The sequence below is a fragment of the Gloeocapsopsis sp. IPPAS B-1203 genome (assembly GCF_002749975.1).
Classification (GTDB): Bacteria; Cyanobacteriota; Cyanobacteriia; order Cyanobacteriales; family Chroococcidiopsidaceae; genus Gloeocapsopsis.
In genome coordinates this window covers 356,983-377,728 of record NZ_PEIG01000002.1, presented here as the reverse complement: position 1 = coordinate 377,728, position 20,746 = coordinate 356,983, and the positions used below count along the sequence as shown (strand labels likewise).

Here is a 20,746-nt window from a genome sequence, read left to right as displayed (position 1 = left end):
TGTATTATTTTTAGTGTCTATAGCTTTACAGCACTAAAAGATAGTGTCATGCCTTTTAGGTATCTATCTTTGCGTGTTATAACAAGGATTTTCTAAATTAGTAGGGCTTGTTCACTTCATATAAAAAAATAAGGGCGAATAGATCGCCCTTATTTACAGAACTTAATATTTTAGTGACTTGGGAGCGTTTACATTGCTGATACAGATTGCTTTTCAGGGACATCAGTGTACTCAGCAACGATTTGACGAAACTCTTCGCCATCGATTGTTTCTTTCTCAATTAACAGATCGACTAGGCGATCAATGACCACACGATTTTCTCGCATAATCTTTTTGGCGTTTTCGTAGCACTCTTCTACAATGGCGCGGACTTGAGCATCTATCCGAGAAGCAATAGATTCAGAGTATTCTGAGCGTGCCATCCAATCACGACCTAAAAATACTTCACCACTCTGGCTTTCTAGCGACAGTGGACCTAAATCTGACATGCCAAAGCGAGTTACCATTTGGCGTGCCATACCGCTAATTTGCTGCAAATCGCCACCGGCACCTGTCGTAATTTCTGCTGCGCCGAATATGATATCCTCTGCGGCTCTTCCGCCCAAAGCACCAGTAATTCGTGCTTTTAATTGTGCGCGCGAAATTAATCCTTGGTCTTCACTAGGAGTAAACCATGTCAGTCCTTGTGCTTGTCCGCGTGGAATCAGTGTAACTTTCTGCACGGGATCGTGGTCTTTTAGCACAGTGCCAATTAAGGCATGACCAATTTCATGATAGGCAATTAAACGTTTGCTCTTGCTATCGACTAGCGGTGTTCCTTCCATCCCTGCGACAACTCGGTCAATCGCATCATCAATCTCTAACAATGAGATTGCTTCTTTACGTCGTCTGGCTGTCAAAATTGCCGCCTCGTTGAGCAAGTTGGCTAAATCTGCTCCTGTAAATCCTGGTGTCCGTCTTGCTACTGCGTCTAATGACACATTCGCGTCCAGTTTCTTATTTCGTGCATGTACTTGGAGAATTTCTTGACGTCCTTTAACATCAGGAGCGTCCACAATAACTTGACGGTCAAATCTTCCAGGACGCAGTAATGCAGAATCTAAAACATCAGGACGGTTCGTTGCCGCGATAATGATAATTCCTGTATTGCCTTCAAATCCATCCATTTCTGTGAGTAACTGATTGAGCGTTTGTTCGCGCTCATCGTTACCACCGCCGATACCTGCTCCACGTTGTCTTCCTACTGCATCAATCTCATCGATAAAGATTAAGCAAGGCGCGTTGTCTTTGGCTTTTTTGAATAAGTCACGGACGCGGGAAGCACCAACACCAACAAACATTTCGACAAATTCACTACCAGAGATACTGAAAAATGGCACTCCAGCTTCGCCGGCGATCGCTTTAGCCAGAAGTGTTTTACCTGTTCCTGGTGGTCCGACTAACAGCGCGCCTTTGGGAATACGAGCACCCACAGCAGTAAAGCGTTCCGGTTGTTTGAGGAAGGTGACGACTTCTTGGAGTTCTTCTTTGGCTTCTTCAATTCCAGCAACGTCATCAAACTTGACACCTGTTTTGGCTTCCATTTGAAATCGAGCGCGGGATTTACCAAAGTTCATTGCTTGTCCAGGACCACCTGGGATATTGCTAGAACGTCGGAACAAGAAGAACAAGCCACCAATTAACAAGATGGGAAAGATTAAATTACCAAGTAGTCCCCAAATTGCTCCATCATTGCGCAGTGGATGAGAATCAAAGCTGATGTTAGCACCTCTGAGCTTAGAAATTAGCTCAGGAGCATTGTAAGGTAGATCTACCCGTAGACGTTGAACGCGGTTGTCTAATTCTGGGTCAACGGCTTCTACAATTGCTGTACGACCTCCTTCATATAGATCCACACTCGTGACACGACCAGAATCGAGGTAGTCTAAGAAGCGACCATAGGTCATGCGGGTACTGGCTGTATTCTTGCTCATATCTGTGGGAGCGGTAGCAAATGCTCCTTGCCAAAAGAAGAAGCCAATCACCAGTGCAGGCAATGTCCACAGTAAGAGTACTCTCCAGGAAAGTTTCATCAGTTAGTTGCCTTTCAATGCATATACAACAGTTCAGCTTTTCTACTATCGGGTGCTGTACCCTCTATAGCAGGGGTCAGAGGACGCGCTAAGCGCAGACCTACGGTTCAGGGTTAAAAGTCAGTTAGAGTAATAATTCTGAGCCTCTATAATGTCCTAAACATATTGACCATTGCTAAAAAAAGAGCTTTTAATTGATATTTTTAACTTTTTTGCCGCTGCTTCCCAGTCCTGATATGGATTAGTTGAAGTGCGGTTAAAGTCAATTGGAATCTTAATTAAATGTAACGTAATTTTAATTATTTGTCTTAAACCTTTGAGAATATCGTACTTCTATTGCTTTGGATGTAGGCGTTTTATCCAAGTATGATAAAAAAAGATGTAAAGAAATGTAAATAAACGTATGCAGGACAAAGTTGTTGTAGTTGTTGGGGCAACTGGTGGTATTGGTTCGGCGTTAAGCCACAAACTGGCTAACCAAGGAGCGCAGTTAATATTAGCAGCAAGAGATAGCAACAATCTCTCTCATCTTGCTAGTCAACTCAGTGCAACTGCCGGACAAGTCTTAACCGTGCCTACAGACATTACAGATCGGCAACAAGTTGATACATTGATGGACAAAGCTGTTGCCCAGTTTGGTCACATTGATGCTTTAGTGAATGCTGCTGGTGCAGGAGTTATGAAGCCATATGGGAACTTGGAACCTGCTGATTTAGAGGCAATGCTCGACGTTAACTTTAAGGGTAGTTTCTACACAAGTCAAGCAGCAGCCGAATTGATGCAAGAGCGCAAAAATGGACATATTTGTAATCTTGTGGGAATTCTTGGTAAGCATTCAATGCCAATGGCTGCAGCCTATTGTGCTTCTAAATTTGCTGTTGTTGGTTTTAGTAGATGTATGGCAGAAGAGTTAAAGCGATTTGGTGTTAAGTTCACGCTATTCTACTTTGGTGGAGTAAATTCTCCATTTTGGGATAACGTACAGTTAAAAGTAGATCGAAAAAAAATGCTCAGTACTCAAACGGCTGCGGATGCGATTTTTTATGCATTATCAGCTGAACCACAAGCTGTACCCATGGAAATTAATCTTCAGCCAGAAAGTCATTTGTTCTTCTAATTAATGGAGGAGGTTTCTTGCTTAAGAATGACCTGCAAATCCAGCCAAATTAGGCAAAATTTACACACAGATAAGCTGTTGTGCTGGATCTTTGGAGGATATGAGGATCGATCGCGTTCATTTTTATGTAGAAGATGCCCAAGCATCTAGTAACTGGTTTGTTCAACATTTAGGTTTTCAATCAGTCACCCGTGGCGTCAGTGATGGAAACACTTATACTGAAGTTGTCAGAAGTGGCACTGTCTACTTTGTATTATCTTCTCCACTCCTGCCCCAGAGTCCTGTCGCACATTTTTTGCAGCAGCATCCACCTGGTGTAGCTGATATTGCGTTTAGTATTGAGGATCTTGATAGAGTTTGGCATCAGGCGATCGCCCACGGGGCAAAAATATTACAACCACTTGAGCGACGTCACAATGGGCAGAAGAATATTAAATCTGGCAAAATTGCTGGTTGGGGTTCTCTATCCCATACTTTGATCGAGCACAAGATAGAAAGTGAAGATCAACAAAACCTTTTATCTCCCTCTCCCTTTGCTTTGACGGGCATCGATCACATTGTTATGAATGTAGCCGCAGGTGACTTAGAGCGTGCCGTCACTTGGTATCAAAATACTTTGGGTTTTCAAACAAAGCAATCGTTTAAGATTCACACAGATCGCTCAGGCTTACACAGCCAGGTTTTAGTTTCGCGCGATCGCCAAGTTCAATTACCAATCAATGAACCTGCGTCTCCTAATTCTCAAATTCAAGAGTTTTTGGATATTAATCGCGGATCTGGAATTCAACATATCGCTTTACAGACAACGAATATTGTGTCGAGTGTCGCAAAACTTCGCAATCGGGGATTAGCGTTTCTTCCTGTTCCTCCGAACTACTACACGCAGTTGCAAGCACGACAAATTCCTTTATCGACAGATGAATTTCAGGAAATTGCCCGACAAGAGATTTTGGTTGATTGGCAGGATACAAATCCTGATGCATTGCTACTTCAAATTTTCACGCAACCAATTTTTGGCGAACCCACTTTTTTCTTTGAGTTGATTGAACGCCGACGGCAAGCGCCTGGATTTGGCGAAGGTAATTTTCGTGCTTTGTTTGAAGCGATCGAACGCGAACAAGACAAGCGCGGCAGTCTTCAATAATGACTATTAGATTAGTAATCTTAAACACACTGATTAGAAAGTTAAAACTTAACTGTGTAAGAATTTAGCTAATGTGTAAATAAATTTTACACTCTAAATTTAAATGTTAAGACTTATCACAGACTTTGACGGTCCAATCATTGATGTATCAGAAAGATACTATCAGGTTTACCAACTTTGCCTGCAGAAAACTAAACTTCCGAACCAGCGCATTAGACAACTTAGTAAATCTAAGTTTTGGGAATTAAAAAGAGCAAGGGTTTCAGAGAAGAATATCGGTATAGCTTCTGGTTTAGATGAATTACAAGCACAAGAATTTGCTCAACTGCGACGCGACACAGTTCACACTCAACCATACTTTAAGTACGATCGCCTTGCAGCAGGTGCAGTTGCAGCTTTAGAAGAAGTGCAACAGGCTGGCATAGATCTGGCTGTTATGACTATGCGTCGCGTGCGAGAACTAGAATACGCTTTCAATCAACACGATCTTGGTAAATTTTTTCCAAAAAATCGGTGTTATTGCTTGAGTAATGATTATGTAAAGACGCGCGATGTTGATGATAAACCATTATTGATGAAGCGCGCACTTCTTGAGCTACCACCCGCTTATGAGACATGGATGGTAGGCGATACAGAAGCTGATATTGTGACTGCTAAAAAACATGGAGTTAAAGTGATGGCTGTGTTGTGCGGTATTCGCGATCGCGCTCAATTAGAGATTTATCAGCCTGATTTAATCGTGAATGACTTGCAAGAGGCAGTGGATATCCTCTCATACAAGTCTTTACCTCAAGTTGTTTGAGCAATAACGTTAGGTAAAGGAATTTTTATTTAAATTCCTTTACCTACTTCAGTATTTCTATCGCAGGAAACTGCTAATCAACCACAGCAAAATAAACGTCAGAGTTGTAGAAAATTGCTCAACTGAGATTCCTAAACTACTGAGTTGAGGTAAAAGTAAACTACCAAATATTGCTCCGGCAATGAGTCCTGTCACTAAGCCCATTCCAGTTAACAGTACTGCCCTACCAAACTTCTTTTCTTTACGGTATAGAAAGAAGAAACTAGTGCCGACACCAACAATCAATGCTATTTGTAGAATTTGAGCGCTAGCAGCCGTGTAAAAAATGCTTAAAGCACTTAATCCTGAAAATACAGTTGCTGGCAAAATGATGTCTGTTAAACTTGGCTGATCAACTAACCGCTGTAACCATTCTGGTGATTTTTGTACTGGTGATGAATTTTCTTTCGGTGGTACTTGTGTAAGCCGCTCTGCAAAACGGATACCTTCAGGTACTTTAATTTTACCTTCTTGACGCATCCGCAACCTTTCCATCAATATGGCATCGTAAGCTGCTTCGACTGCTTCTAGGTGCTTATAATCGCCACTGTACTGTTGCAGAAGGCGATTGCGAGCCTCTTGAATTTCATCGAATGTCGCGTCTTCGCTTACCCCAAGCTTTTCGTAGTAATTTTGATCGCCCATGTTGACTCAATCGCGGGAGCAGCCAGTAAAGGAAAGCTTAATATCAGAGTGTGTCGATTGGAATACCTTATCAGTGTCTGACCAGGTTAATTTAACCATCGACTAAAGATTACCAATACTCAATTTAGCACAACCCGAGTTTTCGAGTGAGAGAAACACTGAATAATTTGTCTCTCCGTCATTATATGTAAAAAGCAATAGTAGAATTGCGGAAGACGCTTGGCATTACAGACTTATAAGCTGATAATTGTTTAAGCATTGCCGTTTTTGTTGCTGAACTTGCCCGATCGCAACATTTGTGTACCTACTGATCCTTTTGTTTGTTGTAAAAAGTGATGACTATGGCTCTTGCCAAGATTCTTGTCGTTGATGACGATCCTGCTATCCGTAATTTAATCCAACGCTTTTTATCAAGCAAGAACTATCAGGTGGAGTCTGCCGAAGATGGCAAGACTGCGTTAACTGCTTTTGAGCAATTTAACCCTGACTTAGTGATTCTTGATGTTAATCTTCCGGATGTACTTGGTTATACTCTTTGCCAAGATATGCAGAATCGCACAAAGGTTTTCGTCTTAATGTTGACGAGTCGAGCTGATGAAGCTGACAAAATTCGGGGATTTGCTCAAGGTGCAGATGACTATCTAACCAAGCCTTTTAGTTTAGGAGAATTAGAAGTCAGAGTTGCTGCTATTTTGAAGCGTCAGCGAGTTGTCACAGCAGCAGAAAAACAGCGCTTGACCTTTGAAAAGCTGGTAATTGATCCTGAGCGTAGGGAGGTGACACTGAATAATCAACTCATTCCTTTAACGGCTCTGGAATTTGACTTGTTGCGTTTTTTAGCTAGCCATCCAGGGCGAGTGTGGCGGCGTGCAGAACTCATTCAAGAAGTTTGGGATTACGATTACGTAGGAGATCAGAGGGTTGTAGACGTGCATATTGGTCAAATACGTAAGAAAATCGAGATTGATGCAACTCAACCTATTTTGATTCAGACTGTTCGTGGTGTTGGTTATAAATTTGAAGCTCCAAATCTCCCAGAGTCGAACAATTAAGCCAAATACACAAATTGTCAAGCGGCTGCAACATCTTTTCTTGGTGGAAGGCAGCCGCTACTAGTATGAAGTTGTTAGTTGAAATTTTAAGTGCTATACAAAAAAATATAGCAATCTTCAATCTTCAGTACGTTCTCGCTGATTTTAGTTGTCTAGTTGCAGTGATGGAACAAGCTTTCGAGGTAGACTCTAGCAGCACGGCGATCGCCATTGCCATTTTGGAGCAAAAATAACGATAACGCAGCAGTGAATACGCGATCTTGATCCCAGGTAGGATGACTTTCTAAGTAGTTTTTGAGTGATTCATGTAGTTCTTCAGGAATTTCGGTCAGGATACTAACTGTAGAGTTCATTGAGAATCTCCCTAAATAAAGGTGACAAGAATTCTTGCAGACTATTTCAAGCTTTCTGGGACTTTCCCACCACGAAAGAATAGTCAAGCTAATAGCGGGGTAGGTGCATTATTGTGCGGCATAAATCACCAGCTAGTCAATGCTGCGAAATATTACAAGAGACTTTATATAAAAAAAATCTTCACGCGAAAATCAACCTTTCAGGCTAATTTTCATTACATAACTTTACATAATCTCCGTATTGAGGTCAAAGACAGTCACAACAGACAAAATCCACAGATCCGCCATCAAATGATTATTTAACGTTATGACCTGTGGAAAACTGAGTTAAATCTGTGGAAAAAACCAGATCTACCTGTGGAAAAAATGGGGAATGTGTGGGGAAAAGTTGAGACAAAAATAAGAATTGCAAAGAATGAAGTTTCAAAATAGGTAAGAAGCGGAGGAAAGCTTGATAAATGTGTCTCGCATCTAACAAAAAGCTCGTTTTTGTAACTACGGTTCTTTTCTTCAGGAAAACATAACAATTGAAAGCATAGTGAAATGATCGCGGGTCATATCATTTCCTTCCTAATCAGTGTGCATTTAAAAAAGAGCCAAGCGATCGCCGCGACGGTAAACGATGATAGTGTGATGATTTAACTAGGTGAACCTTTTTTGGTGGCTTGCTGAATTAGAATTTGAATTGCTAAGCCAATTAAGCCTAGGGCGACTAAACCAAATATTCCAGTCCCCAATGCAGTCATTCCAACTACCAAGGTACGAACTGCGGAGGCAATGTTAATTACTGCCGGATTATCAGAATGAATAGGCTTAGCGGCAAAAGTCTGGGCGATCGCAGCGGTGAGTGAATATAGTGCGATCGCAAGTCCCCCAGAAATGAGAGAGCCTGTTAAACAACGCAGCGGAGTTGGTGTCTGTGTTGTGGTATTTGTAGGTTTAGTATCAGTCTTATCTTGGTTATTCATGTTCTTTACTTAGTACTAGTGGCTATTTGAATACCTGTACTACACGTTTGGGCTAACCAGAGTTCCAGATCTGGATTGGGAATTGCACTTCTCACATACTGCTTTACTTGTTGTGCTTGCTCGTACGACTCGCATAAAGTAAATACTGTAGGACCTGAACCGGACATCAGAGTACCATTACCTCCAGCTTCCTGAAACACTTGCCGTAGCTGTGCAACTTGGGGATACTCTGGTAACACGACACGCTCTAAATCATTGTGGAGTTTTTCAGCAATTTGCACACCATCTTTACGGATGATCGCTTTGACGATTGCTCCAGAGTGGACTGCTGAGGCGCGTGAGGTTAGGCTGTGGGTGTCGGTTAAGTAAGAGTCACCAAATTGCTGTCGATAGGTTTGGTAAGCCCATGCTGTAGAAACTGCAAGGCTGCGATATTTTCCTAGGACGACATATAAATGATCTAAGTTTGGTAATGGCGAAAGTTCGTTACCTCTCCCTGTAGCGATCGCTGTTCCACCTGCAATACAAAAGGGAACATCTGAACCAAGTTGTCCGGCGAGTTCTTCGAGTTCAGATTGCGTGAGTCCTAGTTCCCACAATAAATCGATTCCGACTAACACAGCGGCGGCGTTTGTCGATCCTCCTGCTAATCCAGCAGCGACAGGAATTTGTTTGTTGATTGTGATTTCTACACCACCATGCTGCGCAAAAGCATTGGGAAATTGGTTTGCCATTAATGCTGCTGCTTTATACGCTAAGTTACTTTTATCGGTAGGGACTTGAGGATGTTCGCAGCGAACGCGGATTGTATCTGTACTTGCAGCGCGGATATTGATTTGATCGGCTAAGTTGATGCTTTGGAGGATCATTGCCAAGGCATGGTATCCATCGGGGCGATCGCCGATGATTTCTAAATATAAATTAATTTTGGCAGGTGCAATGAGTGAATAAGAATGCATTTTTAAATAGTTTTGAGTTTTGAATTATGAGTTTTGAGTTATGAGGGTAAGACTTTCTTAACTCCCAGTCCACGTTAATTAGTGGCTAGAACCGCTTCTAGTTGATTACTTAAGGATATCCATTGATTGACGCTGAGGTCTTCGGCGCGGGCTTGGGGATTGATTTCTAAATTTTCTAGTAGTTCAGTTAAGCGATCGCGTTCCACAATCGCTTTTAAATTATTTCGTAACATTTTGCGTTTTGCACCAAACCCGATTTGGACTAGAGTTTCTAGATGTTGTGGATTTAGTGGTAACGATTGTAGTTGTCGCGGACGCAATCTAACAACAGCAGAGTCTACTTTTGGTGGTGGATAAAAGCTTTTTGCTGATACGTGGTAGATGAATTCACATTCGGCTAAGTATTGGACGCGGACAGATAGTGCGCCAAAAGTTTTTGACCCTGGTTTAGCGTACAAGCGATCGGCGACTTCTTTTTGAACGAGCAGTACGATCGAGTCAAAGGGTTGAGGATTGGGGTTTGCGATTGTTCCGAGTAGTTTTTCAAGAATTGGTCCAGTGATGTTGTAGGGAATATTTGCGACTACTTTATTGGGTGAGCGAAAGTTAGGGAAGGGAGTTAATAAAGTGGGTAAATCTATTTCTAGGAAATCGCCTTGTAGGAGTAAGAAGTTTTCAGTATTTCCCAGCTTTTTAGCTAACAATTCGCATAAATCAGAGTCGATTTCTACAGCGACTACTGATTCGGCTAGCGGTAATAGGCGACGAGTTAATACGCCGGTTCCAGGACCGATTTCGAGGATGCGATCGTGTGTTGTGATTGCGGCTGCTGTGACAATTTGGTTGAGGGCTTTTTCATTTTTGAGCCAATGCTGCGCAAGGGCCCTGCGCGGTTTTACCATCTATAACTCTCTTCAGGCTTAGTATTGAGATTTTTCTATCACTATTGTTTCTTAATTCTTTCTTACTTTAAGCCGTCATTTTCTTTCTAGCATTGATTGACATTGAGACAAAAATGTGCTTAAAAGTACATTATTTAACTTAGTAGTTTACCAAGCTGATGTTTGATAACTATTTCCCTCAAGGTCTTAATTTCAGCTTTGAGAACAGCATTTTCGACCTCTAATTCATCTACCCTGACTTTGAGTGCTTCTTGAGTATTTACCTTTTGAATAACTATTTCTTTATAAATTTCTAAGTTTGTATCTTCATTCATCCATCTTTGATAGGTTTTCGTATGCTCTTGTACCGTATGTCCCATATAATCAGCCATAGTCTTAATTGGGATACGCAAGCGATGTCCGCGCAAAGCATAGGCGTGGCGCAAATCATAAGGTTTAAAACCTATATCAGTCGTTCTAAACCGAATGTGAATCCTCGCAGTTTTGTTATTTAAAGTTCCTCCTGTGTAGGGATTCACGTTTTTTAAATCAAATAACTCAACCCACTGAGGATGCAATGGTGGAATTCCACACGTACGTTCGCCTGTTTTCGTACCACCAGTAAGACTAGGATCGAGTGTAACTAAATGAAATATATTTGATGGAGCAGTGAAAGCTTTGAGATCTACAGCAAATAATTCATGAGGTCTTAAACCATAAGTCGCCAACATTCCATATACCCATTGCCACTGTTCAGGTTGTGTCAGATTTTCTTTACTAGCGTAGGGTGATAGAGGAGTTCCTATTGTATCAAAACCTTGAATGATCTCTTCATCAGTAGGGATTTTGCGAAGACTTGGTAATGGTTGAGGAGTAGTATACGAATAAATAATCTTATTACCATCAACACCACAAAACTCACAAAACTTTTTGAGTTGCCAAGCTAAATAATACCTTGTTGAGGTATTGGGTGGAACTGATTCTAAGGCTTGTTCTAAGGCTTTTTGAGTTAAGGTAACATCTTGAGGAAGTTTTTTGAGATGTCGTAGATAATGAGTTTCCCAAGTACGGAATCCTTGGCGATTTTTTTCGTGAGTCTTCCAAAATTCTCGCTCGTATTCTTGAATTAATTCACTAATCGGTTTTGCAGCATCATGTGGTAATGCAATTTTTTGAGCTTGCTTGCCTAAGAGTTCTGGCGTCCACTGAAATTGCTTTGTCATTAACAGTAGATCTAATTCCCGTGCTTTGGCGACAGCCGTTTTTATACCAGCATCACTTGCAGAAAACCCCAAGGAAATTGTGTATTGTTTGTTGAAACTTCCATTTTTACCAAGATCGCCAGGTTTACAAGGAAAAGTACCTTGCAACCCAATCGATTTAGCTGTAGTTAGCTTGAGTTTAACTTTTACTCGATCGATACTTAATGCAGTGTTTGCTTGAGCGATCGCATACTTAATCCTCAGATACTCGCGTTCTAGTTTCGCCGTCTCGTCTTTTCCCGCATTTGGTTTCCATTGCTTCCAGTCGGATGGTTGCCATTTATCAATAGAAATACCATTCCATTTGGCTTGACGCGGATCGTAAGAATTAAATTGCTGGCTTGGCATGAATCGATTGATTGCAGTTTCTTATGTTTTACCAGACTGCATCAAGATTACAATACTATCCTGCCTTCACGTTTGTATTATAGTAAGCTCAAATTATTTATAAAAATCTCTTTCCTCAGTGTCTGGAGTGGTTCGTTTCAACAAAGCTTTCTTATATCTGAGAGTAGCTCAATCGAGATAAAATTTCATCCTCAGTAACATAATCCAACAACTCTAATCCTGTCCATTGAGGCATTTCTAGCAGCGGGTTACTGCGTTCCCAGTTAATTGTTTGTGTCAGCGCTTCTGCTTGAGATACCACCTCGCTGTAACCGAGTTCTTGACGAATTCGTGTTGTATCAACTAACCAATCTTGTTTGGTATTAAAAGGTAAATTCCAACCTGCTGGTAAATAGCGTTTAGGAACAGATATTACTTCACCTTGCCAGCCAGCAGCCTTCCCAAAGTAACTAAGCCGTTCGATTTCAGAAACTTGTAAATCTGCCACATGATAGATACGTCCTGTGGCTTGTGGATTTGTAACTGCGAGTGCGATCGCGTGTGCGACATTCTCTACATATCCATAACAACCGCGCCATTGAGCAAAATTTTCTGGTAACAAAATTGCAGGACGATTTTCATCCATCCTTTTTAGATAAGGAAACAACCGATGCAATGGGTCTTTTGGTCCATATACCATTGGTAAGCGGATAACTGTACCAGGTAAATCAGTATCGCTCATCACGACTCGTTCCACCAAGATTTTGTCGTAATCAGCCGGAGCGTTGAGCGCTCTTTGTGGCATATCCTTAAAAGGATAGAGTTGCTGACGCAATGGCGAATCTTCGGTGAGTGGTACAGGAACAATCTCAGATTCTTTCCCTAAAAGGACGTTGTAGGCACGATACACGTCCATGCTACTAATCGCAACAACACGTTGAGCAATGCCTTTAAATGACTTCATTATGGTCAGTGCATCTTGCTCAGTATAAGCAAACATGTCTAAAACTACATCAGGAGATAAACGCTGCAACTCGCTTTTCATTTCAGGAAGTTGAGTGCGATCGCTCTTAATTTCCTCCACTCCTATTGGTAATTCAGCTACAGTTTTTCCTCGATGAAATACAGCGATCTCATGACCCATTGTATGAAGTCGATGCACTACTTCTGGACCAATAAAATTGGTTCCTCCTATAATCAAGATTTTCATGGTATTTTTGTGACGATATTATCGATTAAGCCGTATTTTTTTGCTTCTTCGGCACTCAGAAATAAATTTCTATTTAAATCAACTTCAATTTGCTTTTGAGTTTTTCCAGTATTTTCAGCAAGAATTTGATTCAGTGTTTCTTTAAGATATAAAATCTCCTGAGCAGCTACCTCAATATCAGTTGCGTTTCCTTCAGTATTTCCTGTTGGTTGCTGTAATTTAATTCGGGAGTGTGGTAAAGCATATCTTTTGCCCTTAGTTCCAGAAGATAGTAAAAAAGCACCCATTGCAGCAGCAGTACCAACACAAATTGTCGTAACATTTGTACGAAGTTGTTTCATGGCATCGTAAACTGTCATTGCTGCGGTTGCTAAACCTCCAGAAGAGTTGATAAATAAGGAGATGTCTTTTTCTGGATCTTCAGCATCAAGAAATAGTAGTTGTGCAACAATTAAGTTAGCTAATTCCTCAGTTAGTTCGCCCTTTAAAAAGACAATTCGCTCAGCAAGTAATCGCGAATAAATATCGAACGTTTGGTCTTTATGAAGAAAAGGTTGAATGACTGGAATGCTAAGTGGGATGGGAGTATTCATTGTAGTTACCAAAAAGATGTCTCAGTGATCAGGCAAGATGCCTACCCCACAGTTAATATTTAGAGTGATAGCAGTTCTAAGTAGCTTCCTTAAGAAAGTGCGAAATTGTCTTGTGTTTCCTGTGCCAAAACTTCCGCAAGTTTGTCATTGATTAGATATTCCCATTTACCACTGAAGTAGGAATTGAGGAGAATACTGCCAAGTTGTTGGGATTCCGAAATGCGATCGCTTACCAAGACTTGATGCGTTAGCTGTGCTTGCCAAGATTGAGTAGGACGTTTAGGTTGACTGATAGCGATCGCATCCTGTTGATATCCGCGATGTTCTAAATGCAGTTGCGTACCGCCGTCAACAGGTGTAAGTATCCAATTCACAATTGAGGGAGATTCCATCACATTGTCTTGCCAAGAATAAGCAAGTTCGTATGGTTCTACAAGTTTCAGTACTTCGCAGTAAATAACCTCGTTTAACCCTGGTAATTGCGATTGAAAACAAAACTTGTGCCCTAAACGCGGTTCAAAGTCGTTTTCCATCAACCATTTTGCTAATGAAGAACGATTGGCGATCGCCTTCCAAACTTTTTCTGGCGGATAAGGATAGAAAGCTTCTAATTTTGCGACTCGGAACATGACTCCTCCAGATATTCACCCAGGTTATCGAGTTTCTCTTGCCAAAATTCGTAATGTGAAACCCAATTTTTCACTTCTTGCAATGGTTCGGGATTGAGTTGATATATCCGCTGACGCCCTAAGCGCCGTTGAGTAACTAAACCTACCTCACACAAAATCTGTAAATGCTGCGAAATTGCAGGTAAAGACATTGCAAAAGGTTCTGCAAGTTGTTTTACAGGTTGTTCTCCATCTCGCAGGCGATCTAAAATTGCCCGACGTGTCGGATCGGCGATCGCATAAAAAATATCTCCTCGCATAAAAACAGCAAATACTTAAGTAAATGCTTAACTATTTTTAGAATATATAAGTAATCACTTAAATGTCAAGTTTTAGAAACAGCAGGACAATTTTTGATATACCACCGCCACGGTAGATCGACGCCTTGAGTAAGCCCAATGCGGGTAGTTTGCACAAAAGCAGTAGTTCGATCGTCAAGTTGTTGTTGAAAGTCTGGAGAACGATGTTCTAACCACAGTGGTTCACCTGGTTGAAGAACTGAACCATTTAAATTGCGATTAATCTGTAAAGCTAGACACAATTTTCCAGGTCCAGCCGCAATTCGGTGAGGTTTCGATGATGCGTTCTCTGATAAAGACTCTAGTTGTAAAGCACGAATTAAAACGGCACTTGGAACACCATCAACATCTGTGACAACGTTGAAACAGTGATAAATCCCGTAGATGAGATAAACATAACTTCTACCTGCAGATCCAAAGACTACCGCATTACGTTCAGTGCGTCGTTGATAAGCATGAAACGCCGGATCTCCAACTGCATAAGCTTCAGTTTCCACAATTAACCCCCGCAGAAGTTGTCCGTCAGGGAATTTACGTACAAGCGTACAGCCAAGTAGGTCTGGCGCAACTTCAGGAGATGGACGCTCTAACCAAGAAGGTTCTACAATCTGATTGAGTGTAGTTGAATTCACGCAATTTACTATAGTCAAAGTTGACTTTGGTAATTTTATCCTGAAGTGAAGGTTGAGGGAGTGTAAAAATGGATGTAAAGCTGATTCTCGTGGGATTAACAGTCATTTTTACTGTGTCGTGCTTATTCTTTGGTACCAAAAATGGCTTTTATGATACAGATAATTACCACGGTAACGGTTCTGCCCATTAGAAAAGCAGGAATCGTATAGTTAAATCAGGGGTGAGGTTCATCAATCAGATCATTGATTTTCTAGCTTCTAGCTTGCACTGGGTTTAGGTGGAGGTGTACATGAGCGAACGTATACCTACAGCCTCCCGTCCTGCTGGAGAAACAAGTTCCGAACTAGAGTGTTTCCCATACAGCGTTCATCATGCTGATGAAGGCATGTGCTTACTAGTACGGATGGGACCATATCGTATTTTACTTGACTGTGGTATTGAAGATATTTCGATCCTAAAAAAAGGCAAGCGATCGCCACCAGCCGATTTGGTTTTGTGCACTCACGCGCATCCCGATCACGCCCAAGGCTTACTCGCCCTACATCAAGCTTTTCCTTCATTACCTATCTACGCCAGCGAAGCGACAACGCAATTATTACCCCTCAACTGGTTAGGAACAAACCAGATTCCGCAGTTTTGTCAAGCATTACCGTGGCGATCGCCTGTGGAGTTTCAAGATGGGTTGAGTGCGGAGTTGTTTCCGGCGGGACATTTACCAGGTGCAGCCGCAATTTTACTGACTTACACCACACCACAGCGCACATATTCAGTACTCTACACAGGTGACTTTTTCTTATCTAACTCGCGGTTAGTTGAAGGAATGCCTTTAGAGGAATTGCGCGGGTTGAAGCCAGATGTATTAATTATTGAAGGTAGTTACGGTACAGCAAGACATCCGCATCGGCGAAATCAAGAAAATCAACTAGCAGAACGGATCAATCGCGCGATCGCTCAAGGATATTGTGTTTTGATGCCAACTCCAACGCTGGGAATTGGACAAGAAATTCTCATGCTACTGCGGAGTCATCACAGCTTCACCGGTCGCGATTTAGATATTTGGGTTGATGGTATGGTTGCTGCTGGCTGCGATGCTTACCTAGAAATGCTACCTCAACTACCTGCAGCAGTGCAAAACTTTGCTCGCCATCAACCATTATTTTGGGACGAACGGGTACGTCCCCGAATGCGCAGAATAACACCGCAGCAGCGGGCTGATGTCGGCAATCCCTGCATCGTTATCACTGATGAAAGCGCGGATTTACAACAATATTGCCAACCCAAAACAGGTCCTTGGCTGATTCTCCTACCAGAGAAGCCAGGGCGTTTGCTTCCCCATCCTCAATCATTGCCAGAATTAGTACCTCAATCTTCCTCGTTAGTACCGACAACTATTGTAGAAACATATTTACTCGCACAGCACAGTGATGGTCCTGGAATTACGCAACTGATTCATAACTTAAGACCACAACACGTTATTTTCGTGCATGGTTCGCCTGCATATCTCGCAGATCTGACTGGTTTAGATGAACTGCAAAATCGCTACCATTTACATTCTCCAGCAAGTGGCACAATTGTAGATTTACCAGTTGGCGATACCTTTATCCAACCAGCAGCGCCAGAAACGAACTATGAAGGTGAACTAAATGAGTTGGGCACAGTAATCACAATTACACTACCGGAAGCAATTATTGCCGATCCTCGTTGGCGTGTTTTTGCAGATACAGGATTAGTTGAAGCCCGTTGGCAAGGTGAAGAATTAGTTATTCGTGGTTTGTCACAGCGCGAGTTACTTAATCAAACAAGCGATCGCTTAATCGCTAGCGAGATTAGTTGCTGCGCTACCTGTAAATTTCAGCGCGGACAGCGCTGTTTAAATCAAGCGTCTCCTCTATTCGGGTTTAAGGTGACACCAGAAGGTTACTGCCCTGCTTATGAGCGCAATAATGAAGAATAGTTTTTGAGAATTTGGGAAAGTAAGAAACTTTTATTTTGTTTCCTACTTTCTCTTTACTAGCCACTTTAATCAGGATTAGAGTCAGTATAACGACGAATTCGCTCTGCCTCTGGACAATCTTCAGAAACTAATGGTTCAGCGTTGCCGCGTGGTACTGAAGCTAGTTTTTGAGTTACAGCACCAATGCTTTCTAGGCGAACCATTTCTTCCCAAGAACAAACCTCGTCTTCTTCTTCTGTTTCATAACGTAGGGTAACTAAATCCCCTTCGATATCGATGATGCGGGCGCGTTCTATCCAGCGTTGCTGGTCCCGCAAGAAAACGCATACTTCACGCCCGTCGCCACACAATTGATAAATCTTGCGGTGTAGCATCTATCGCTTCTGCCCTTTTACAACGTAGGTTAAATCTGTACATAGTTCTGGGTGATGTCCCAGTGGAGTGTTACTCAGTTTGCAGGATTTCCACTTTGTGTGAAAAATCTCTTGCCAGCAACTTTTATTGTTTTTATCATTTTTTGCCTCCTAAGTCGCTAGCTATGTAGACCGCTTCTGAGCTTGAGATGTTGAATTTGCAACATTATTCAAAGAAGTTGGGTTTAGTTTACAGCAATGAGACATTTGCCTCAATCAAGCCAGCGCTTGCCATTGACTAGAACTTTTCTTTGATTGGCAAAACACATTAATTACCGTTAATTCGGTATTTTTTGTTACCACTTTTTGTCAAGTGATATAACTTTCGAGTCTAGGGACTCATATGGCTTGATCCTAATGTAAATGATTCTAACTCATTGTTTTGCGATACTTCATCTTTTTATAGCAAAATTATTAGTTAATATTTACCGTAAAATTGCCGAAAGTCTTCATCTTTTTGACTTAATTGTACCCATTCAAGCCTTAAGTCTTGCAATTTTGCGACTAAATGAGCGCAAGCAGGGCGTTCAGTAGCATAATGTCCAGCATCGATGAGAATTAAACCGCGATCGCGACTTTCCTGGAATTGATGGAATTTACAATCAGAAGTCAAATAGGCTTGTGCACCAGTTTTAACAACGTCTGAAATAAAACTAGCCCCTGAACCACCTAACACTGCTAGACGTTCAATTGTTTGCTCTCGGTTTGCTTCCGGAGAGAAGATGAGATCAGGTGGTTGGAGCTGATTGTAAATTTTGGTAAGAAGTTCCTGTAAAGTTAAAGTAGGCTCTAGAACCCCTACACGACCGTATCCTAACCCTGCTTGCGTTTCTACAATGGGAGTAGTGTGCTTGAGTTCTAACATCCGCGCTAGAACATCAGCCGTACCATCAGCAACTTGATCGAAATTCGTGTGCGCTGTGTAAATGCCAATTTGATGATGAAATGCCAATCGTGCTATTTCGGCGATCGCATCTCCAGTTTGTAAAGATTTAACAGGCTTAAAGATTAAAGGATGATGGGCAAAGATTAAGTTGACAGGATTTCCTGATGCTTTGAGGGCGATCGCTTCTTCCATCACTGCCAGAGTTGGAGTTAAGCATACAAGAACTCGTGCTGACTCTTCTAAAACTCTAGGTTCAATCTGCCAACCACAATTATCCCAGCTTTCTTGCCAAGCAGGGTTTGCCCATGCTTCAAACCAAGCGATTAGTTCCGCAATTTTCATATGCTATTCGATATCAAGTCTTGCTAATTGGCTTTTCCCATTACCAATTACCTATTACCAACCTACACAGACATCATAATTCGGCAACCGGACAGATTACTGTCTGCGTATGGCAATTGTATAACTTGGTCGCTGTGCTGCTTCGCGTTGCGTTTTCACAATTCGGAAATCGCGATCGACATAAAGATGCTCTAACTGGGGAGTCGCTAGGTAAGTTTTCTCCAATTTCTTAATAGTCTTGCTGTCTAATTTTAAATCAAGCGCTTGCGGAAGTTCTTCTTGTACCGATTGAAATTTATTACTGACTACGCTACTAAACCAAGATTCTGCATCTTCAATTGATAGTGGAACTTCTCTATTCCGAAAAGCTTGCTCAATACCTACATTTTAGATGTACCATGTGTTATCCTTCACCGCATACTTTTGCATTACCATTAAATCGATTGCTGGTAATTTCGTAGACAATTTTTGCCAGAAAGTATTTTGTCCTGGAGTATATCGAGCAATGTTGGCGTAGTAGCTGTCATCATGAAAAATTTGATACGACTGCTCTCGATTCCGCCCTGGTAAAGTATCGTGAAAAGGTATCGTTGACCATACAGGTGTCCACACGCCAAGAACAAGGGAAATTTGTTCTGCTACTACTGGGTAAGGATTTCGTTGCGTCAACTCCTCAATATACGGTGTCAGAATATTTTTATAATACTGAACTTTGGTGTTTAAAGAATCAGTATCTCGTCCTTTAACTCGCTTTAATAGTTCAGCTTTAAGTTCTGATGTACTTTGAGAATTTAACTGATTTGACTTAAATACATTAATCATTAAATCTTGCCCCTTTCCTTAGTTTTTTAAATTTAGATATCTAACTTTCTTGCAAAGAGATAATATGCAAAATATTCAAATATATTTTGCAATAAACCTTAATTCTCTTTTTTTAGAAACTTTATATGTTCTTCATCAAATCAACTTAAAACTACAGTTGTAATTTGAAGTAATTATTTGTAAATTTGAAGCTATCAATTTATTGCTATTCTTACGACAGTAGGTCAGAAATTATGAGTTTGCATGATTATATAGGTATAGATCTAGATGTAATACACCTAAAGAACTTGTATTCTTCTTTAATTAAGGCACTCACCGATCAAAAGATCGCACTGCAAAAGTACAATCAAGCAGAGATTGAAGTTAACAAGTGGCAACGCAGAGTTAAATTAGCAGAACAAAAATGCGATCAAAAATTGGCTCATCTTGCCTTGGAGCAAAAACAAATTGCTACTGCGACTGCCAATCAACTTAAACTTAAACTAGATAAGCAAACAGTTTATATTGATAACCTGAAGCAAAAATTGAAGGCAGGAAAAAGTAAACTTATTGCAGATAAGATGTACAGTAGCAGAAGATATTCAAGTACCAGCAGCGCGATAGAAGCCTTTGATCGGATAGAAGAAAAAGTTTTAATGCTAGAAGCACAAGCTAAAGCAGTTTGATAACTTGTCGATTAGAAGTGGAGTCTAGCACTAAGCATTACCACCAAATGCGATTTCCCTTATCATCAACTCGCGCTAAACGAATGACATCAGAAATCTTCTTAGCATCTCTGACATGGTGCAGAGCTTGCTTTTTACCGTCTGGATATTCGACGATAAAGTAAGTGGGAACTAAAATCCAGTCACCTGTAATATCAGGTGCATCTACAGCAACTTGTTGAGCTTTTTCTTCAACAGATTTTGCCTCGTCAGTAACGATATCACCAGGGTTAACTGTTAAATTTCTTTCTTTAGCAGTTGGTTCTTCTCGTGTATGCCAATCTCGACTTACGGGCTGTTCGATTGGTTTCTTGTTCAGTTGCTTAGCCATAATACTTTTTAGTAAGTTGAATATCATGAACTTACTAAATTCAATTTAGAAAATATACGAGTCAGTTGACTCTTTCGCTAGAAAGAAACTTGTAAATCTATATCTATAGAAAAAACCGTATTATATTTTACAGGCTAACCGTAATATAGGAGTCAGGTTGATTATTTACAGTAATAATGCTTAAGTCTTTAGAGTGATTAAAAATATCAAGTTAACTTCTATTCTTTAGACAAAGATAACTTTATTCACCGCTTTGCGAAATCATTCAAA

General features: G+C 41.1%; 24 protein-coding genes. 7 read left to right on the top strand and 17 right to left on the bottom strand.

The features are described 5' to 3' along the window. Positions 1-188: 188 nt before the first annotated feature. Entirely contained in the window at positions 189-2,072 is a 1,884-nt protein-coding gene (gene ftsH2 / locus CSQ79_RS05150; protein ID WP_099700111.1) for an ATP-dependent zinc metalloprotease FtsH2, read from the bottom strand. Positions 2,073-2,475: 403 nt separating this feature from the next. Here ftsH2 and CSQ79_RS05145 point away from each other — a divergent pair, with 403 nt between their 5' ends. From CSQ79_RS05145 to CSQ79_RS05135, 3 genes are all read left to right on the top strand, one after another. After that, positions 2,476-3,189, top strand: coding sequence for an SDR family oxidoreductase (locus CSQ79_RS05145; protein WP_099700110.1), 714 nt, complete (start codon positions 2,476-2,478; stop codon positions 3,187-3,189). A 100-nt stretch (positions 3,190-3,289) separates the two neighbouring features. Beyond that, positions 3,290-4,333: a 4-hydroxyphenylpyruvate dioxygenase gene (gene hppD, locus CSQ79_RS05140; RefSeq protein ID WP_099700109.1), complete on the top strand. Its 1,044-nt coding sequence runs from the start codon at positions 3,290-3,292 to the stop codon at positions 4,331-4,333. Positions 4,334-4,436: 103 nt separating this feature from the next. After that, complete coding sequence (locus CSQ79_RS05135; RefSeq protein WP_099700108.1) at positions 4,437-5,135, top strand: HAD family hydrolase; 699 nt, start codon at positions 4,437-4,439, stop codon at positions 5,133-5,135. Between the two features lie 57 nt (positions 5,136-5,192). On the opposite strand, the gene CSQ79_RS05130 is transcribed toward CSQ79_RS05135, so the two are convergent. Beyond that, complete coding sequence (locus CSQ79_RS05130; RefSeq protein WP_099700107.1) at positions 5,193-5,819, bottom strand: CPP1-like family protein; 627 nt, start codon at positions 5,817-5,819, stop codon at positions 5,193-5,195. 335 nt (positions 5,820-6,154) lie between these two features. On the opposite strand from CSQ79_RS05130, the gene CSQ79_RS05125 reads away from it, so the two are divergent. Further along, positions 6,155-6,871 (top strand): response regulator transcription factor, encoded by a 717-nt coding sequence (locus CSQ79_RS05125; protein ID WP_502693908.1) that lies wholly within the window; start codon positions 6,155-6,157, stop codon positions 6,869-6,871. Positions 6,872-7,023: 152 nt separating this feature from the next. On the opposite strand, the gene CSQ79_RS05120 is transcribed toward CSQ79_RS05125, so the two are convergent. From CSQ79_RS05120 to CSQ79_RS05075, 10 genes are all read right to left on the bottom strand, one after another. Continuing rightward, entirely contained in the window at positions 7,024-7,224 is a 201-nt protein-coding gene (locus CSQ79_RS05120) for a DUF2811 domain-containing protein (protein WP_099700105.1), read from the bottom strand. Positions 7,225-7,862: 638 nt separating this feature from the next. Beyond that, positions 7,863-8,192 (bottom strand): DUF3082 domain-containing protein, encoded by a 330-nt coding sequence (locus CSQ79_RS05115; RefSeq protein ID WP_099700104.1) that lies wholly within the window; start codon positions 8,190-8,192, stop codon positions 7,863-7,865. 5 nt (positions 8,193-8,197) lie between these two features. Then, positions 8,198-9,151 (bottom strand): 4-(cytidine 5'-diphospho)-2-C-methyl-D-erythritol kinase, encoded by a 954-nt coding sequence (gene ispE, locus CSQ79_RS05110; RefSeq protein ID WP_099700103.1) that lies wholly within the window; start codon positions 9,149-9,151, stop codon positions 8,198-8,200. A gap of 74 nt (positions 9,152-9,225) precedes the next feature. Beyond that, a complete protein-coding gene (gene rsmA / locus CSQ79_RS05105; RefSeq protein ID WP_099700102.1) occupies positions 9,226-10,053 on the bottom strand; it encodes a 16S rRNA (adenine(1518)-N(6)/adenine(1519)-N(6))-dimethyltransferase RsmA in 828 nt (275 codons plus the stop codon). A 134-nt stretch (positions 10,054-10,187) separates the two neighbouring features. Then, positions 10,188-11,642: a site-specific integrase gene (locus CSQ79_RS05100; protein WP_099700101.1), complete on the bottom strand. Its 1,455-nt coding sequence runs from the start codon at positions 11,640-11,642 to the stop codon at positions 10,188-10,190. 151 nt (positions 11,643-11,793) lie between these two features. Further along, positions 11,794-12,831: an NAD-dependent epimerase/dehydratase family protein gene (locus tag CSQ79_RS05095; protein ID WP_099700100.1), complete on the bottom strand. Its 1,038-nt coding sequence runs from the start codon at positions 12,829-12,831 to the stop codon at positions 11,794-11,796. Continuing rightward, entirely contained in the window at positions 12,828-13,424 is a 597-nt protein-coding gene (locus CSQ79_RS05090) for an ATP-dependent Clp protease proteolytic subunit (RefSeq protein WP_099700099.1), read from the bottom strand. The genes CSQ79_RS05095 and CSQ79_RS05090 overlap by 4 nt, the downstream gene beginning before the upstream one ends. An 89-nt stretch (positions 13,425-13,513) precedes the next feature. Continuing rightward, positions 13,514-14,053: an SRPBCC family protein gene (locus CSQ79_RS05085; RefSeq protein ID WP_099700098.1), complete on the bottom strand. Its 540-nt coding sequence runs from the start codon at positions 14,051-14,053 to the stop codon at positions 13,514-13,516. Next, the gene (locus CSQ79_RS05080; RefSeq protein WP_099700097.1) at positions 14,032-14,352 is read right to left on the bottom strand and encodes an ArsR/SmtB family transcription factor; all 321 of its coding nucleotides are present in this window, start codon (positions 14,350-14,352) and stop codon (positions 14,032-14,034) included. Before CSQ79_RS05080 ends, CSQ79_RS05085 begins: the two co-directional genes overlap by 22 nt. Positions 14,353-14,417: 65 nt before the next feature. Continuing rightward, entirely contained in the window at positions 14,418-15,023 is a 606-nt protein-coding gene (locus CSQ79_RS05075) for a DNA-3-methyladenine glycosylase (RefSeq protein WP_099700096.1), read from the bottom strand. 68 nt (positions 15,024-15,091) lie between these two features. On the opposite strand from CSQ79_RS05075, the gene CSQ79_RS27430 reads away from it, so the two are divergent. Both CSQ79_RS27430 and CSQ79_RS05065 read left to right on the top strand, forming a co-directional pair. Beyond that, positions 15,092-15,214: a DUF8629 family protein gene (locus tag CSQ79_RS27430; RefSeq protein ID WP_015188741.1), complete on the top strand. Its 123-nt coding sequence runs from the start codon at positions 15,092-15,094 to the stop codon at positions 15,212-15,214. Positions 15,215-15,313: 99 nt separating this feature from the next. Next, positions 15,314-16,978 (top strand): MBL fold metallo-hydrolase, encoded by a 1,665-nt coding sequence (locus tag CSQ79_RS05065; protein WP_099700095.1) that lies wholly within the window; start codon positions 15,314-15,316, stop codon positions 16,976-16,978. 65 nt (positions 16,979-17,043) lie between these two features. Here the strand turns inward: CSQ79_RS05065 and CSQ79_RS05060 are convergent, their stop codons facing one another. The 4 genes from CSQ79_RS05060 to CSQ79_RS27420 form a co-directional block, all read right to left on the bottom strand. Continuing rightward, entirely contained in the window at positions 17,044-17,352 is a 309-nt protein-coding gene (locus CSQ79_RS05060) for a DUF6679 family protein (RefSeq protein ID WP_015188739.1), read from the bottom strand. Positions 17,353-17,809: 457 nt separating this feature from the next. After that, on the bottom strand, positions 17,810-18,619 hold the full coding sequence (locus CSQ79_RS05055; protein ID WP_099700094.1) for a Nif3-like dinuclear metal center hexameric protein: 810 nt from the start codon (positions 18,617-18,619) through the stop codon (positions 17,810-17,812). A gap of 96 nt (positions 18,620-18,715) precedes the next feature. Beyond that, complete coding sequence (locus CSQ79_RS27425) at positions 18,716-18,844, bottom strand: hypothetical protein (protein ID WP_289500572.1); 129 nt, start codon at positions 18,842-18,844, stop codon at positions 18,716-18,718. A 162-nt stretch (positions 18,845-19,006) separates the two neighbouring features. Then, positions 19,007-19,441, bottom strand: a complete 435-nt coding sequence (locus tag CSQ79_RS27420) for a hypothetical protein (protein WP_289500571.1) — start codon at positions 19,439-19,441, stop codon at positions 19,007-19,009. A gap of 185 nt (positions 19,442-19,626) precedes the next feature. On the opposite strand from CSQ79_RS27420, the gene CSQ79_RS05045 reads away from it, so the two are divergent. Beyond that, positions 19,627-20,106: a PspA/IM30 family protein gene (locus CSQ79_RS05045; protein WP_143755420.1), complete on the top strand. Its 480-nt coding sequence runs from the start codon at positions 19,627-19,629 to the stop codon at positions 20,104-20,106. A gap of 37 nt (positions 20,107-20,143) precedes the next feature. Here the strand turns inward: CSQ79_RS05045 and CSQ79_RS05040 are convergent, their stop codons facing one another. Beyond that, complete coding sequence (locus CSQ79_RS05040; RefSeq protein WP_099700092.1) at positions 20,144-20,476, bottom strand: hypothetical protein; 333 nt, start codon at positions 20,474-20,476, stop codon at positions 20,144-20,146. Between the last annotated feature and the right edge of the window lie 270 nt (positions 20,477-20,746).